Genomic DNA, 14308 nt, shown 5'->3' on the forward strand with positions numbered 1-14308 from the left:
TGTCCCCTTTCCCGTGCCCGGCAGGTCAGTGTGCCGTGTCCGGCTGATCAGTGCAGGTCGGGGTTGAGTTCGATGCCCTGGGCGGTGCGGGCCCGGGCCTCGACGGCACCGGTCTCGGAGTTGCGGCGCAGCAGCACGTTGTCGCTGCCGGACAGCTCGGCGGCCTTGACGACCCTGCCGTCCTCCTCAGGCAGGACGACGCGGGTGCCGGCAGTGACGTAGAGGCCGGCTTCGACGATGCAGTTGTCGCCGAGTGAGATGCCCACGCCGGCATTGGCGCCGAGCAGCGTGCCCTCGCCGATCTCGATGCGGTGTGCGCCGCCGCCGGAGAGGGTGCCCATGATCGAGGCGCCGCCGCCGATGTCGGTTCCATTGCCGATGACGACGCCCTGGGAGATGCGCCCTTCGACCATCGCCTGGCCGAGGGTGCCGGCGTTGAAGTTGACGAAGCCCTCGTGCATGACGACGGTGCCCGGTGAGAGGTAGGCGCCCATCCGCACCCGGTCGGCATCAGCGATGCGCACACCCTCGGGTACGACGAAATCGGTCATGCGCGGGAACTTGTCGATGCCGTAGACCGAGAGCTGGCCGCGTGCTTTGAGCTTGGCGCGGGTGATCTCGAAGCCTTCGACAGCACACGGGCCGGCAGAGGTCCACACGACATTGCTGAGCTGGCCGAACAGGCCGTCGAGGTTGAGGTCATTGGGCTTGACGAGGCGGTGGGACAGGGCGTGCAGGCGCAGGTAGCCGTCTGCGGCGCTGTCCGGGGCGGCATCGAGGTCGATCGTGACGCTGACGAGCTCACCGCGGGTGCCGCGGGCCTCATCGGCGGCCGTGAGCGGGGTGAGGATGTCATCGTCGACAGCGTCGGCGGCGAGCTTGGCTGCCGAGGCCTCATCGCCGGTGAGGACGGGAGCGGGGTACCACACGCACAGGATCGTGTCGCCGTGGTACGTGGCGACACCCTTGGCTGAGACGAAACGTTGAGTCATGACACCAGCCTATCGGTCTGTGTGCCGGCGAGACACTAGGCTGGACGTGATCTGTGTCCGTCGAACGCCAGGAGTCTGCCGATGTTCACCTCAGGAATCTACAACCGCGGACCGCTGCGGCTGCGCCGCTCCCAGGTTCCAGAGAAGACCGCTGACGAACAGCTGCTCGAATGCCCGGATGAGGCCGCCTGGCAGCACGAGGACCCGTGGCGGGTGCTGCGCATCCAGTCGGAGTTCGTCGAGGGCTTCGGCGCGATGGCCGGGCTCAAATCGTGCTTCTCGGTCTTCGGCTCGGCCCGGGCTGCCGAGACCTCACCGGACTACGCGACCGCCCGGGATCTCGGCCGCCGCATCGCCGAGGCCGGCTACGGAGTCATCACCGGGGGAGGGCCGGGCATCATGGAAGCGGCCAACCGCGGGGCGCATGATGCCGGGGGACTCTCCGTGGGTCTGGGTATCGAGCTGCCCTTCGAACAGGGCATGAACGACTACGTCGACCTGGGTGTGAACTTCCGGTACTTCTTTGTGCGCAAGACGATGTTCCTCAAGTATTCGCAAGGCTACGTCGTGCTGCCCGGCGGGTTCGGCACGTTCGATGAGCTCTTCGAAGCGCTGACGCTGGCGCAGACGCACAAAGTGCGCAAATTCCCGATCGTGCTCATGGGCACCAGCTACTGGGGAGGTCTCGTCGACTGGCTGAAGTCCAAGCCGGTCGAATACGGCACCATCAGCCTCGACGACCCCGACCGGCTCAGCCTCACCGATGACCCGGACGAGGCCGTCTCGATCCTCACCTCCGTCTCCGAGGCCTGACAGAGCGTTCCAGCATGCCCGTCACAGTGCGCCGGTGGCCGACAGGGCTGTGAGACGATACCGCTATGTCGATCTACATCATCCTCGGTGTGTGCGCTGTCGTGTTCTTCGCCGTCGTCGCCATCTTCGGCGCCACCGGCGGCTTCAACAGCGCCATGGGACGCGACCAGGCCCAGGAGCCCCCGCGCGGACTTGGCAAGGGATGGTCGGCAGACGACATCAGCGCCGTGCGCTTCCAGCTCGCCGCCCGCGGCTACCGCACCGACGCCGTCGACCTGGTGCTCGAGCAGATGACCCAGCGGCTGCGCGAACAGGAGGCCGAGATCGCCCGCCTGCACGCCGAACGCGACCACCCGCACACCGGCCACCACCGCCTCGGCAACGGCTGCCCGGAGACCGTGGGCGACCCCCAGCTCGGTGACAGCGACCGGGGCATCGACACACCGCACGGCACGCTGGGCGACCCGCAGCCCTGATGGCAGCAGCGAAACCAGCAGCACCTCTGGCCGGGCCGATCGCCGTGCAGCCGACCACTCCGCGGATCGTCAGGCGGGCAGCGGACTGGCTGCTGGGCCTGCCGGTCTGGGCGCAGGCGCTCGTCGTCTACCTCGTCTCCCGGATCATCACCTTTGCGTTCCTCTCCCACGTGCTCGCAGAGCAGGGCAGCTCCCCGTGGACGAGCGGGGAGGCCACGACGCTGCGGGACTTCCTCAACTTCTGGGACGCCGGCTGGTACGAGCGCATCGCGACCGAAGGCTACCCCGAGGTGCTCCCGCGCGCAGAGACCGGGGATGTCAGCCAGAACGCGTGGGCGTTCTACCCGCTGCACCCCTGGATCGCCCGCGACGTCTCCGTGCTCACCGGGCTGGACTACCAGCTCGTCTCACCGCTGCTGTCGAACCTCTTCGCCGCAGCGGCTGCGATCGTCATCCTCGCGCTCTTCCGCCGCCATACGACCGCCGGGCGGGCGCTGGTGGGCCTGGCGGTCGTGCTCGTCTTCCCCGCCTCCCCGATTCTGAGCACCGGATACGCCGAGGCGCTCAACCTCCTGCTGCTCGCCTGCGCGCTCACTCTCGTCATCGATCGGGCCTACCTGTGGGCGATCCCGGTCGTCGTGGCGATGGACCTCTCTCGGCCGATCGGGGTGGCGTTCTCGTTCTTCATGCTCATCCACCTCATCAGCCGCTTCGCCCGCCGCAGCAGCGACCCCTACCCGGCAGGCGAGGCCATCCGCAGCTGGACGCTCGGGGTTCTGTCCTGCGTCGCTGCGCTGGCCCACCCCATCCACGCCTGGCTGCGCACCGGTGAGCCGCTGGCCTACCTTGAGACCGAGCACGCGTGGAGCGGTGGACACTCCCGATTCGTCATCCAGTGGTTCGACATGTCGCGCTGGCTGGCAGGCGACCTCATCGGACCCGTGCTGCTCGTGGCGCTCATCATCGGGTTCGCAGCTCTCATGGTCTCGGCTGCCGGCCGGCAGCTCGGCCGCGACCTGCAGCACTTCACTGTCGCCTATGCGGTCTACCTGTTCATCTTCTTCAACCCGCAGACGTCGACGTTCCGGCTGCTGCTCCCGCTGTTCCCGCTCGCCCTGGCGATGGCGTACTCCCGTTCGTGGGCGTACCGCGGACTGCTGCTCCTCGTGCTCATCGCCACCCAGTACCTGTGGATCAGCCAGCTGTGGCACTTCACCCCGCCATCGGACTGGCCGCCGTGATCAGCATGCAAGACAGGCGGATGCGTGCTTGACGCGCCCGTTACGTGATCCAGCTCAAATGGTGGATAATCAGAGATGCTGGAAATTTTCAACCGGAAGGACAGAGGTTCATGGCAGCACAGAAACCGCGCACTGGTGACGGCCCTCTTGAAGTGACCAAAGAAGGTCGCGGCATGGTTCTGCGTCTACCTGTCGAGGGCGGCGGGCGGCTGGTCATCGAGATCAGCCCGGAGGAAGCTGCGAACCTGTACGACACCCTCGCCGAGGCGCTGGGCAAGTAACGCAGTGCCGGTTCCGGTCCGCTGACTGGCAGCCGGAGAGCACCACCCCATCTGGGCGCCGGAGGCGCACACGCGCAACCGGCGCCCATACTCATGCCCGAAACAGAGAGGCACCGGACACGGACACGTATGAAATCGAAGCGAAGCGGCAGCTGGCCAAGGCGATCCTCGCCTCAGACGGCGCTGACCTGTCCGCTGCGCTCGATGATGCCGTGCACATGTCGATCCCCGACGCCGTCGAGCGCTGCAGCGGAAGGATCCGGATCTTCTGTTCGACCATTCTGAGCTCTGCGATGCTCTCATCCGTGCGTGGCTGGACCAGCTGCCTCCGCTTGAGCGGTTCGCCGCCGCAGTTGAGGTCAGCGGGCTGTACACCACGCGCATGGTGTGGCTGCCCCATGCTGAGGACCTCAGCGTCGAGCGCACCCTCCGGTTTGCCTCCGAGGCGGTGACCGAGGTGGGTGCGCGCATTGCAGGGGAGGGGATTCCGGCCGAAGGGCCGGAGACGCAGCGCAACCCTGATTCCGTCGTTCAGCCGTCCCGGCGACCGAACTCCTGCCCGAGCCTCACTGTCCCAGGCGCCGGAGCACGAGCAGGCCGGCATCGATGGGGATCATGAGCCGTTCGACGTCGGTGCGGGCTTCGATGTCGGAGAGCACGGTGCGCATCACCTGGGTGCGCGGGGCGCGGTTGGCCGGCTTGGCCACCGCATCGCCGAGCAGCGCCTGGTTGATGATGAGCAGTCCGTCGGCGCTGAGCCGTTCGATCGCCAGCGGCACGAGCCGTGGATAGGTCAGCGGCTCGGAGTCGAGGAACACGAGATCGTAGCCGCCGGGTGCGAGCCGGGCGAGGACGTCTTCGCCGCGGCCGTGGATCATGCGCACGCAGTGCGGGCGGATGCGAGCGGCACCGAGCAGCTCGCGGGCCACAGCCTGCCTGTCGGCGTCGACGTCGATGCTCGTGAGCACTCCGCCTGCGGGCATGCCGCGCATGATCGCCAGCGTGCCGGTCCCGGTTCCGGTGCCGACCTCCAGCGCGCTCGCCGGCTTCGCCAACTGGGTGAGCAGGCGCAGCAGGCCTGCGATGTTGACCGACAGCGGGGTGACCGCGTAATCAGCGGCGATGGTGCGGGCGGCGTCGAAGACGGCGTCGGCAGGGTTGTAGCGTTCGGCGTATTGCGCGTTGATCGCCCAGTCGCGGCTCATACGTTCCTTCCTGCTGACAGCGGATCGCGGACCGGCAGAAGACGTGGAAAGCACCGGCGATCCGTGCCCTCAGTGTAGCCCGGAGCAGCCGTGAGAGCCCTGAGCGCGCTGTTAGAATGAGGGCCATGTTCGGGATCAACGGCACGGAGATGCTCATCATCATCATCGTTGCCCTCCTCGTCATCGGCCCGCAGCGGTTGCCCGAATACGCCGAGCAGCTCAAGGAGTTCGTCAAGCTGCTCAAGCGCCGCGCCGACGAAGCCAAGGGCAGCCTGCGCCGTGACTTCGCCGAGGACCTGCCCGATGTCGACTGGAAGACCCTCGACCCGCGTCAGTACGATCCGCGTCGGATTGTGCGCGAGGCGCTGCAGGAGGAGTCCCAGGCACAGGCGTCTTCCGGTTCCCGGAGTTCCACAGGCAGCACGGCTGCCGGTTCCAGCTCAGACGACGCAGCGGCCGCGCAGCTGAGTCCCGTGCAGCGCTACCGCGCCCAGGTCGCTCTGCGAGACGCCGAGGCGGCCCCGCCCTTCGACCCGGAGGCCACCTGAGCCGGACCCGAGGCTGGAATCGGTCGGACAGGGGTCGATCAGGCAGGGGAGAGGCCGAGCGATCGGCCGGCGAGTCCGCGCGAGCGCGTCGCCAGCTGCTGAGCCACCGCCCGCAGTGCCGTTGAGGCTGGTGAGTCCGGGGCTGCCAATACGGCAGGAGTGCCTGCATCCCCGCCGGTGCGCACCGGCGGGTCGAGCGGGATCTGGCCGAGCAGCGGCACCTGACCACCGGTGATCTGGGTGAGGTTCTTCGCCACGGACTCTCCGCCTCCGGAGCCGAAGACGTCCATTCGGGTGCCGTCGGGCATCTCCATCCACGACATGTTCTCAATGACACCGGTGACCTGCTGTTGGGTCTGCGTCGAGACCGACCCGGCACGCTCAGCGACCTGTGCGGCTGCCTGCTGCGGGGTGGTGACGACGAGCAGTTCAGAGCGCGGCAACAGCTGGGCGACAGAGATCGCGATGTCGCCGGTGCCCGGCGGCAGATCGAGCAGCAGCACATCGAGATCGCCCCAGAACACGTCGGTGAGGAACTGCTGGAGAGCCCGGTGCAGCATCGGCCCGCGCCATACGACGGCCTGACCCGGCTGGACGAACATGCCGATCGAGATGACCTTCACCCCGTGGGCGACCTGCGGCAGGATCATCTCATCGACCTTCGTCGGCTTGCTGGAGAGCCCGAGCATGCCCGGAATCGAGAATCCGTAGATGTCGGCGTCGATGACCCCGACGCGCAGCCCTTCGGCAGCGAGTGCGACAGCGAGGTTGGCGGTGATCGAGGACTTCCCGACCCCGCCCTTGCCGGAGGCGACTGCATAGATGCGGGTGAGTGAGTTCGGCTTGTTGAACGGGATCTCGCGGTTGGCACCGGGCCCCTGCAGCTTCTCTCGCATCGCCTGCCGCTGCTCAGGGGTCATCGTGCCCAGGGTGACCGTCACGCCGGTGACGCCGTCGACCTGCGCAACTGCCGCCTCGGTGTCGCGTGTGATGGTGTCCTTGAGCGGGCAGCCGGCGATGGTCAGCAGCACGGTGACGGCGACATGCCCGTCATCGGCGACGGCGATGTCGTCGACCATGTCGAGTTCGACGATGCTGCGGCGGATCTCGGGATCGAGCACAGTGGCAAGGGCGGCGCGGACGGCATCGATGGTGGGGGCGGTCATATGCGCTCTGAGTGTCCTTCCAGCAGGCCGGAGATCGCGGGCGATTCCAGCGTACTCCATTCGCTGCCGCCTGCAGCTGTGCGATATCCGACTCTCTTCGGCGTCCCCGCCGTCATCCGGCACTGGCGCTGAGGAAGTGGCCCCGCTGCCTCGTGACCGGTGGCTGACAGCCCACAGCCGGCGACCCGGCACCGACGTGAGCCGGTGACTGGTCCATACTGGAGGTATGGCTTCCACACGACCGGTCACCCAGATCCCGCACGGCGAAGTGCTCGGCTCCTACCGCACGCATGAGGATGCGCAGAAGGCGGTCAGGTTCCTTGCTGAGAAGGACTTCGACGTCTCCTCACTGACGATCGTCGGCTCCAATCTCAAGATCGTCGAGCCGGTGACCGGGATGCTCACCTGGGCAGCCGCAGCCGGCCGTGGAGCGCTGTCCGGAGCCTGGATCGGCATGCTCTTCGGGCTGGTGTTCATGCTGCTCGGCGGCGGCACCGACGCGTCCCTGACCACCGGGGCGCTGCTGCCGGGCATCGTCATCGGCGTGGGCCTGGGCATGATCTGGGGGATTGCGATCAAGGCGATCAACCGCAAGCAGAGTGCCGTGATGTCCAGCCCGCAGGTGCTGGCGACGACCTACGACATCATCTGCCCGCCCGGCGTCGTGAACGAGGCGCAGGCGATCCTCGCCACCCGCTGAGACACGGAGCGGAACAGGACCGCAGGGGTTCGTCAGTCGAGTGCCTGCCAGGCAGCTGCGAGCTGCGGGCACACCCTGCGCAGCGGGGGAGGAGAAGCCGGCAGCGGCGCATCCTCGGCATAGTCGCCAGCGGAGATGACCGCATCGACGATCGCTGCCGAGAGCACATCCGCGGCCGCGATATTCAGCTGCGCGAGCACCATTGTGTCATCCGCCTCATCCGGCGCACCGGCTGACCGTGTCAGCGGTGCCGCACCCGTGGCCGCGGCGAAGACCGTATCGCCGTCGAAGAGCGTATGCGAGGGGTGGATCGCTCGCGCCAGCCCGGCATGAGCCGATTGCGCCAGCCGGTGCGCCTGGGCGGCATCGAGTCGGGCGTCGGTGACGACCGCGGCGATCGTCGTGTTCCGCGCCGGAGGCGGGCTGCCGGCAGTCTGCGCCGCCAGTGCTGCGAACCGCTCCCGCAGGGCGGCAGAGTCGTCTGCCGGGACGTCGATGCCGTAGCCGGCGAGCACCTCGGCGGCATGCAGCCGGCCAGTCGGTGCGATGACGGTGCCCATCGGATTGGCAACGGCGATCGCTGCCACCCGGTGGCCGGTATCGGTGTCGATGACAGCCGAACCGAGGCCGCCGCGCAGCAGCCCGCGACCGGTCCACGCACCGATGCCGCCGCCGACAGACCCGCGGACCACCGCCTCGGGCCCGGTGAGCCTGTTGGCATAGGCAGCCTGCCCGGTCTCGATCGTCGGCGGCAGGCAGGGTGCGCCGCCGCGGCCGAGGTCGAAGATCCCAGCCGCCGGCACGAGCGGGACCGTCACGCCGGCCAGGCCGGGAGCGGGGAACCCGCGCCCGTCAGCGGCGAGACCGGCCTGCACGCCGTGAGCGGCGGCCAGTCCATAGGCGCTGCCGCCGGTGAGCACGATGGCATCGCACCCGGCTGTCAGTGTGCCGGGAGCCAGCAGCTCGGTCTCGTGACTGGCCGGCCCTCCGCCGCGCACATCGACCCCGCCGGTCGTGCCCGGCGGCAGGATGAGCGCGGTCGTGCCGGTCAGAGCACCGGCAGCGGAGTCGATGCGGCCGGCGTGGCCGAGTCCGACGCTGTCGATCTCACAAACCCCTCCGCCGCGGCGCAGCACCGGCATGTTCAGCGGCCCTGCCGAACCCAGGCCTCGACTTCGGCGCGGGTGCGCGGGAAGCCAGCCGAGAGGTTCTCAACGCCGTCCTCGGTCACGAGCACGTCGTCTTCGATGCGCACACCGGTACCGCGGTACTCCTCGGGGATGAGTTGGTCCTCGGCCTTGAAATACAGGCCCGGCTCGATCGTGAAGACCATGCCCGGTTTGAGTTCGGCACCCAGGTACATCTCCGCGCGCGCCTGGGCGCAGTCATGCACATCGAGGCCGAGGTGGTGGCTGGTGCCGTGGACCATCCAGCGGCGGTGCTGCTGACCCTCAGGCGAGAGCGACTCCTCGGCACTGACCGGCAGCAGGCCCCACTCCTCGAGGCGGTGGGCGATGACGTTCATCGCCGCGTCGTGGACCTCGGCGAAGATGACCGGGCGCTGGGTGTGCTCGGCGGCCACAGCGAAGGCGGCGTCAGCGGCTTCGAGGACGGCGTCGTAGATCCTGCCCTGCACCTCGGAGAAGGTGCCGTTGATCGGCAGGGTGCGGGTGATGTCGGCGGTGTAGAGGGAGTCGGCCTCCGCACCGGCGTCGACGAGGATGAGATCACCGTCGCGGACCTCACCGGTGTTCTTGATCCAGTGCAGGGTGCAGGCATGGTTGCCGGCAGCGGCGATGGTGTCGTAGCCGACGCCGTTGCCGTCGGTGCGGGCAGCGGATTCGAAGGCCGTCTCGATGACGCGCTCGCCGCGGTGGTGGACGATCGCCTCCTTCAGCGAGGTGACGACGTTGTCGAAACCGGAGCGGGTGATGTCGACGGCGTGGCGGATCTGGCCGATCTCGTAGTCGTCCTTGATGAGGCGCAGCTCGGAGAGGAACTGGGCCATCTCGGAATCCCCTGCCTGCGAGATCTCCAGGTCGGCCTCGACCTCGGCGCGGGCGGCATCGACCTGCGCGTCGAGCGCCTCATCGGCACCGCGGACCAGGCGCAGCGACGTGGCGCCCAGGTCCCGGCAGATCGCCTCGGTCGCGTGGGTGATGTCAGCACACCGGATGCCGGTCTTGATCGCCATCGTCTCCAGGTCCTCGCGCGGGCCGACCCAGTATTCACCGTAGCGGGCATCGGAGAAGAACTCCTCGGTGTCGGCTCCGGCGCGCGGGCGGAAGTAGAAGGTCGACTCGTGGCCGTCATCGGTGGGCTCCATGACGAGGACCGAATCGGGTTCGAGGTCGGAGTGCAGGCCGGTGAGGTGGATGAACGCCGAGTGAGCGCGGAAGCGGTAGTCGGTGTCGTTCGAGCGGACCTTGAGGCCACCGGCGGGGATGACGAGGCGCTCGCCGGGGAACTGCTCAGACAGCGCGTGGCGGCGGGCACCGGTGTAGGCGGCCGAGGCGAAGGGCTCGACATCGTCCTCACTGGTGCGGTCCCAGCCGGAGGCGACGAATTCGCGGAAGGCCTTCGACTGGGGGCGGCGGGAACGGTTGTTCACTCGGTCTGACAGGGGCTGGGCAGGGGAGTCGGTGCCGGAGGGGGCACCGGATTCAGCGGCGGAGGGCCTGGTGGTCTGCGCGTTCGGGTCAGAATCCTGAGTCATCATGCGGCCATTCTAGCCGCCGCCCACCGGCAGGGGAGGAATCGTGGCGATCGTCCTATGATCGACTCATGATCATCGACCTGCACGCCCATTCGAACGTCTCAGACGGCACTCAGAGCCCACCAGAGCTCATGGCCGAGGCGGCGGCTTGCGGCGTCGACGTCATCGGCCTGACTGATCACGACACCACCGGCGGGTGGGCCGAGGCCGGCGAAGCGGTCACGCGGCTGGGCATCGGGCTGGTGCCGGGCATGGAGATCTCCTGCCGGTACGAGGGCATCAGCGTCCACCTGCTCAGCTACCTCCACGATCCCGGCAGTGCTGAACTGGCAGCCACCGTCGGGGCTGCGCGCAGCGACCGGGAGGATCGGGCGCGCGAGATCGTCGCCCGCCTGGCAGAGGACTTCCCGCTCAGTTGGGCTGATATCGAGGCCGTCTGCGAACCGGGAGCGACGATCGGCCGGCCGCACATCGCCGATGCGCTCGTGCACGCCGGAATCGTCACCGACCGCACCGCAGCCTTCGGCGAACTGCTCTCCACCCGGTCGAAGTACCACGTCACGCTGCCGACAGTCAGCCCGATCGATGCGATCCGCATGGTCCGCGAGGCCGGTGGAGTGTCGATCTACGCCCACCCCCGGGCGCGGATGCGCGGGCGGGTGGTGCCCGACGCCGGGATGCGCGAGATGATCGCCGCCGGCCTTGACGGGATCGAAGTCGACCACCGCGACAACCCGGTGGCCGAACGCGCCGAGCTGCGTCGCATCGCCGCATCCCACGACCTCATCGTCACCGGGTCCTCGGACTATCACGGTGCCGGCAAGCCGAATCTGCTGGCAGAGCACACGACGGCCCCGGAGATGCTTGCCCGCATTGTGCGTGCAGCCTCCGGGGCCAGTCCTGTCGGCGTCAGTATCTGAAAGTCAGCTCTGCCGGCTTCGGTATCTGAAGGTCAGCTCTGCGCAGCCGGCTGCTCGGCATTCGAGCGGCGGCGACGGCGGCGCCGCCGCGGGGCGGACTCACCTGAGCTCTGCTCCGGCTTCGAGGTGTTCGTGTTCGCACCGGTGTCACCGGTGTTCTCACCCGAGCGCCCGCCGCGGGTGCGGCGGCGCTGACGCCGCTCGCCCGTGCGGCCCTCCTGCCGGCTGCGGTCACCGGAACGGCTGCCATCACGGCCGCTGCGGCCACCGCCTCGGCGGCGGTCATGGCCCTCCTCGGCAGGCTTGGCACCGTTGATCCGGCCCTTCGTGCCCTTCGGGATGTTGAGGTCGGCGAAGAAGTGCGGGGACGTCGAATACGTCTCGACCGGCTCATCGAAGTCGAGGCCGAGCTGGCGGTTGATGAGCTTCCAGCGCGGCACATCGTCCCAGTCGACGAACGTCACCGCGATGCCGGACTCACCGGCGCGACCGGTGCGCCCGATCCGGTGGACGTAGGTCTTCTCGTCATCCGGGCACTGGTAGTTGATGACGTGGGTGACGTTCGAGATGTCGATGCCGCGGGCGGCGACATCGGTGGCGACCAGCACGTCGACGGTGCCGTCCCGGAAGGCCTTGAGGTAGCGTTCGCGCATCTGCTGGGGCAGATCGCCGTGCATCGGCTTGGCGTTCATGCCGCGGTCGCCGAGCTCCTCTGCCAGCCGGTCGGCGGTGCGCTTGGTGCGCGCAAAGATGATCGTGCGTCCCCGGCCTTCAGCCTGCAGCAGGCGAGCGACCATCTCGGTCTTGTCCATCGCATGGGCGCGGTAGATGTACTGGGTGGTGTTCTTCGCCGTCTGCGTCGTGTCATCCGGGTCCTGGGAGCGGATGTGGGTCGGCTGGATCATGTAGCGGCGGGCCATCGAGATGACCGCACCGGGCATCGTGGCCGAGAACAGCATCGTCTGCCGCTGCGCCGGCAGGTGCGAGATGATCTTCTCGACATCGGGCAGGAAACCGAGGTCGAGCATCTCGTCGGCCTCATCGAGCACGGCGGTGCGCACGCCGCCCAGGCGCAGGATGCGCCGGCCGACGAGGTCGAGGAGGCGTCCGGGGGTGCCGACGACCACCTCGGCGCCGGATTCGAGCGCCTTGATCTGGGGTTCGAAGTCCTTGCCGCCGTAGATGGTGACAACGGAGATGTTGCGTCGCGTCGACGCGGCCTCCAGGTCGCCGGCGACCTGCTGGGCGAGCTCCCGGGTCGGCACGACGACGAGCGCCTGCGGGATCCGGTCGGCCGGGGCGTCGTCCTCATCGGGGCCGACGACGCGCTCGAGCAGCGGAATCCCGAAGCCCAGCGTCTTGCCGGTTCCGGTCTTGGCCTGGCCGATGATGTCGGCGCCGGTCAGTGCGACCGGCAGGGTCATCGCCTGGATGGGGAAAGGGTGCACGATGCCCTTGTCGGCAAGCGCATCGGCGATCGGGGCTGACACACCGAGGTCAGCGAAAGTCTGTTCAGTTGTGGTCACGTTATTCTCCTCACAGTGCTCCTTCGAGGAGCACGCGTTTACGTCTGAGTGAGGCGGTAGGCTATGGGGCATGCCCCAATCCTCGTCAGCTGCCTCGACTCCGGTGACAACCCTTGCCGTCGTCGCCCACGGTCAGCTCACCGCATTCGAGCGGTCAGCCACCGATGCGCAGTACGCGCCCACCATGCAGGACAGAGTGGATCTTGCGACTGTCGCCGGACACTGTCTGGACAACTTCTCGCGTCTGGCCGCTCGCATCGGCGAGCTCGGCGAAGACACGACGGCGCAGATGCAGCATGTGCAGCAGGCCTACAGCGAACTGCGGGACCGCACCGCACCCCATGACTGGCACGAAAGCCTGATGAAGGGCTACGTGCTCGACGGGATCATGCACGACTTCTATCGCGCGGTGCTCACCGGCCTAGACGAGGAGAGCCGGCAGGTTGCCACCGCTGTCCTCGATGATACACGCCAGTCCGAGTATCTCCGCACCCGGCTGGCCGCAGCGATCGAGTCCGACCCCTCGCTGTCGTCTCGCCTGGCGCTGTGGGGACGCAAGCTGGTGGCCGATTCGATGGGCCGCGGCAGACGGCTCATCCGCCGCTACCACGCCGCTGAGACGCAGGAGGCGGAGGCGCAGATGGTGCAGCAGGCGATGACAGCCCACTCGAGGCGGATGAGCGCGCTCGGCCTGGTGGCCTGAACGCGCTCATCGACGGTGCCGGCATCTGCCGCCGGCGAGGCTGTCAGCTGACGTGCGGACTCAGGAGAGCCCGAAGCCGACTGGATGCTGCTGGGTGCTGCCGGTCTCGACATAGGCCAGAGCGGCTGCCGGGACGATCACCTTGCGACCCTTCTCGTCGGCGAGGACGAAGGTCGAACCCGAGGACAGCGCCTCGTCGACCTTCTGGGTGATCTCCTCGGCGGTGGCATCGGTATTGATGACGAGTTCGCGCGGGGCCTGGCGGACGCCGATCTTGACTTCCATACTCACTCCTTGTGATCCGGGTTCGGGTGGGGCAACCCTGGATAGTCTACGTCCCACGGACGCGCTTCGCCCGAACCGTCCGGCCCCGGTGGTGCAACCTCGTCGACGCGCGGCATCGACGTCAGCCCCCGGTAGGTCATGAAAGCCATGAGACGCGCACTCGAATGGGGATCGATCGACGCCGACTCGACCACCTGGCTGGCAGCCTTCTCAGCGATCCCGACGACGCCCTGCGCCAGCAGCAGCGCCTCATCGAGAGTCGCGTAGGTGTAGCGGGTGATGAGCTCGGCGATCTGACTGGCGATCCGGTGCCGGACCGCCTCGGCCCGGCGCACCGCCTCAGGCTCGTAGCTGTCGGCGTAGAAGAGCACGATGAACTCGTTGCGGTTCTCGCTGACGAACGTGAAGAAGGCGTTGAACGTGCTGTAGACGCGCTCCTCGTTGTCCTCCGTGGCCTGCAGCGCACTGCGGACGGAGGCGTCGAAACTGGCCGCCGCCGCATCGATGGCGGCCAGATACAGGTCCTTCTTGGAGGTGAAGTGCTGGTAGAGAACCGGCTTGGATACTCCAGCGGCCTCGGCTACATCGTCCATCGACGTCGTGTGGTAACCGGAGTCGGCGAACATGGCGGTCGCTACGCCGATGAGCTGTTGGCGGCGCTGTTCACGCGGCATGCGCTGTGTCGGAACCATGGCCATATCCTATCCGCGCAGCAGGTCGGGGCGTTCGGCATGCC

Annotated in this window: 16 protein-coding genes; 8 read left to right on the plus strand and 8 right to left on the minus strand. The window is 68.0% G+C overall.

Going from position 1 to position 14308, the window contains the following annotated elements; genetic code table 11:
* Positions 1 to 47 precede the first annotated feature (47 nt).
* Positions 48 to 992, minus strand: a complete 945-nt coding sequence (dapD, locus tag M3B11_RS06350) for a 2,3,4,5-tetrahydropyridine-2,6-dicarboxylate N-succinyltransferase (protein WP_259875900.1) — start codon at positions 990 to 992, stop codon at positions 48 to 50.
* 81 nt (positions 993 to 1073) lie between these two features.
* Between dapD and M3B11_RS06355 the strand changes: the two genes are divergently transcribed.
* From M3B11_RS06355 to M3B11_RS06370, 4 genes are all read left to right on the plus strand, one after another.
* A complete protein-coding gene (locus M3B11_RS06355) occupies positions 1074 to 1805 on the plus strand; it encodes a TIGR00730 family Rossman fold protein (RefSeq protein ID WP_259875901.1) in 732 nt (243 codons plus the stop codon).
* Positions 1806 to 1870: 65 nt separating this feature from the next.
* Positions 1871 to 2281 (plus strand): DivIVA domain-containing protein, encoded by a 411-nt coding sequence (locus tag M3B11_RS06360; RefSeq protein WP_259875902.1) that lies wholly within the window; start codon positions 1871 to 1873, stop codon positions 2279 to 2281.
* On the plus strand, positions 2281 to 3522 hold the full coding sequence (locus M3B11_RS06365) for a hypothetical protein (RefSeq protein ID WP_259875903.1): 1242 nt from the start codon (positions 2281 to 2283) through the stop codon (positions 3520 to 3522). Before M3B11_RS06360 ends, M3B11_RS06365 begins: the two co-directional genes overlap by 1 nt.
* 110 nt (positions 3523 to 3632) lie before the next feature.
* The gene (locus M3B11_RS06370; RefSeq protein WP_102162712.1) at positions 3633 to 3803 is read left to right on the plus strand and encodes a DUF3117 domain-containing protein; all 171 of its coding nucleotides are present in this window, start codon (positions 3633 to 3635) and stop codon (positions 3801 to 3803) included.
* 566 nt (positions 3804 to 4369) lie between these two features.
* Here the strand turns inward: M3B11_RS06370 and M3B11_RS06375 are convergent.
* Positions 4370 to 5008 (minus strand): O-methyltransferase, encoded by a 639-nt coding sequence (locus M3B11_RS06375; protein ID WP_259875904.1) that lies wholly within the window; start codon positions 5006 to 5008, stop codon positions 4370 to 4372.
* A 125-nt stretch (positions 5009 to 5133) separates the two neighbouring features.
* Here M3B11_RS06375 and M3B11_RS06380 point away from each other — a divergent pair, with 125 nt between their 5' ends.
* A complete protein-coding gene (locus M3B11_RS06380) occupies positions 5134 to 5556 on the plus strand; it encodes a twin-arginine translocase TatA/TatE family subunit (RefSeq protein WP_259875905.1) in 423 nt (140 codons plus the stop codon).
* A 38-nt stretch (positions 5557 to 5594) separates the two neighbouring features.
* Here the strand turns inward: M3B11_RS06380 and M3B11_RS06385 are convergent, their stop codons facing one another.
* On the minus strand, positions 5595 to 6722 hold the full coding sequence (locus M3B11_RS06385) for an Mrp/NBP35 family ATP-binding protein (RefSeq protein WP_259875907.1): 1128 nt from the start codon (positions 6720 to 6722) through the stop codon (positions 5595 to 5597).
* A gap of 226 nt (positions 6723 to 6948) precedes the next feature.
* Here M3B11_RS06385 and M3B11_RS06390 point away from each other — a divergent pair, with 226 nt between their 5' ends.
* On the plus strand, positions 6949 to 7422 hold the full coding sequence (locus tag M3B11_RS06390; protein ID WP_259875908.1) for a general stress protein: 474 nt from the start codon (positions 6949 to 6951) through the stop codon (positions 7420 to 7422).
* Positions 7423 to 7454: 32 nt separating this feature from the next.
* On the opposite strand, the gene M3B11_RS06395 is transcribed toward M3B11_RS06390, so the two are convergent.
* Together M3B11_RS06395 and M3B11_RS06400 are read right to left on the minus strand one after the other, a co-directional pair.
* A complete protein-coding gene (locus M3B11_RS06395) occupies positions 7455 to 8564 on the minus strand; it encodes a P1 family peptidase (protein ID WP_259875909.1) in 1110 nt (369 codons plus the stop codon).
* A gap of 2 nt (positions 8565 to 8566) precedes the next feature.
* Positions 8567 to 10138, minus strand: coding sequence for an aminopeptidase P family protein (locus M3B11_RS06400; RefSeq protein ID WP_259875927.1), 1572 nt, complete (start codon positions 10136 to 10138; stop codon positions 8567 to 8569).
* A 68-nt stretch (positions 10139 to 10206) separates the two neighbouring features.
* Between M3B11_RS06400 and M3B11_RS06405 the strand changes: the two genes are divergently transcribed.
* Positions 10207 to 11058 carry a PHP domain-containing protein gene (locus tag M3B11_RS06405; protein ID WP_259875911.1) on the plus strand — a complete coding sequence of 284 codons (852 nt, stop codon included), beginning with the start codon at positions 10207 to 10209 and terminating at the stop codon, positions 11056 to 11058.
* 32 nt (positions 11059 to 11090) lie between these two features.
* Here M3B11_RS06405 and M3B11_RS06410 read toward each other — a convergent pair whose 3' ends face one another.
* Positions 11091 to 12584: a DEAD/DEAH box helicase gene (locus M3B11_RS06410; RefSeq protein ID WP_259875912.1), complete on the minus strand. Its 1494-nt coding sequence runs from the start codon at positions 12582 to 12584 to the stop codon at positions 11091 to 11093.
* Between the two features lie 70 nt (positions 12585 to 12654).
* Between M3B11_RS06410 and M3B11_RS06415 the strand changes: the two genes are divergently transcribed.
* Positions 12655 to 13287 (plus strand): ferritin-like domain-containing protein, encoded by a 633-nt coding sequence (locus M3B11_RS06415; protein WP_259875913.1) that lies wholly within the window; start codon positions 12655 to 12657, stop codon positions 13285 to 13287.
* A 60-nt stretch (positions 13288 to 13347) separates the two neighbouring features.
* On the opposite strand, the gene M3B11_RS06420 is transcribed toward M3B11_RS06415, so the two are convergent.
* Positions 13348 to 13572 carry a DUF3107 domain-containing protein gene (locus M3B11_RS06420; protein ID WP_259875914.1) on the minus strand — a complete coding sequence of 75 codons (225 nt, stop codon included), beginning with the start codon at positions 13570 to 13572 and terminating at the stop codon, positions 13348 to 13350.
* A 2-nt stretch (positions 13573 to 13574) separates the two neighbouring features.
* A complete protein-coding gene (locus M3B11_RS06425; protein ID WP_259875915.1) occupies positions 13575 to 14264 on the minus strand; it encodes a TetR/AcrR family transcriptional regulator in 690 nt (229 codons plus the stop codon).
* Between the last annotated feature and the right edge of the window lie 44 nt (positions 14265 to 14308).

It is taken from the genome of Brevibacterium sp. p3-SID960, from assembly GCF_025144725.1.
GTDB lineage: Bacteria > Actinomycetota > Actinomycetes > Actinomycetales > Brevibacteriaceae > Brevibacterium.

Excerpts from the sequence above, each read along its gene's own strand:
- dapD (WP_259875900.1), bottom strand. The coding sequence starts at position 992 with ATGACTCAACGTTTCGTCTCAGCCAAGGGTGTCGCCACGTACCACGGC.
- M3B11_RS06355 (WP_259875901.1), top strand. The coding sequence starts at position 1,074 with ATGTTCACCTCAGGAATCTACAACCGCGGACCGCTGCGGCTGCGCCGC.
- M3B11_RS06360 (WP_259875902.1), top strand. The coding sequence starts at position 1,871 with ATGTCGATCTACATCATCCTCGGTGTGTGCGCTGTCGTGTTCTTCGCC.
- M3B11_RS06365 (WP_259875903.1), top strand. The coding sequence starts at position 2,281 with ATGGCAGCAGCGAAACCAGCAGCACCTCTGGCCGGGCCGATCGCCGTG.
- M3B11_RS06370 (WP_102162712.1), top strand. The coding sequence starts at position 3,633 with ATGGCAGCACAGAAACCGCGCACTGGTGACGGCCCTCTTGAAGTGACC.
- M3B11_RS06375 (WP_259875904.1), bottom strand. The coding sequence starts at position 5,008 with ATGAGCCGCGACTGGGCGATCAACGCGCAATACGCCGAACGCTACAAC.
- M3B11_RS06380 (WP_259875905.1), top strand. The coding sequence starts at position 5,134 with ATGTTCGGGATCAACGGCACGGAGATGCTCATCATCATCATCGTTGCC.
- M3B11_RS06385 (WP_259875907.1), bottom strand. The coding sequence starts at position 6,722 with ATGACCGCCCCCACCATCGATGCCGTCCGCGCCGCCCTTGCCACTGTG.
- M3B11_RS06390 (WP_259875908.1), top strand. The coding sequence starts at position 6,949 with ATGGCTTCCACACGACCGGTCACCCAGATCCCGCACGGCGAAGTGCTC.
- M3B11_RS06395 (WP_259875909.1), bottom strand. The coding sequence starts at position 8,564 with ATGCCGGTGCTGCGCCGCGGCGGAGGGGTTTGTGAGATCGACAGCGTC.
- M3B11_RS06400 (WP_259875927.1), bottom strand. The coding sequence starts at position 10,138 with ATGACTCAGGATTCTGACCCGAACGCGCAGACCACCAGGCCCTCCGCC.
- M3B11_RS06405 (WP_259875911.1), top strand. The coding sequence starts at position 10,207 with ATGATCATCGACCTGCACGCCCATTCGAACGTCTCAGACGGCACTCAG.
- M3B11_RS06415 (WP_259875913.1), top strand. The coding sequence starts at position 12,655 with ATGCCCCAATCCTCGTCAGCTGCCTCGACTCCGGTGACAACCCTTGCC.
- M3B11_RS06420 (WP_259875914.1), bottom strand. The coding sequence starts at position 13,572 with ATGGAAGTCAAGATCGGCGTCCGCCAGGCCCCGCGCGAACTCGTCATC.
- M3B11_RS06425 (WP_259875915.1), bottom strand. The coding sequence starts at position 14,264 with ATGGTTCCGACACAGCGCATGCCGCGTGAACAGCGCCGCCAACAGCTC.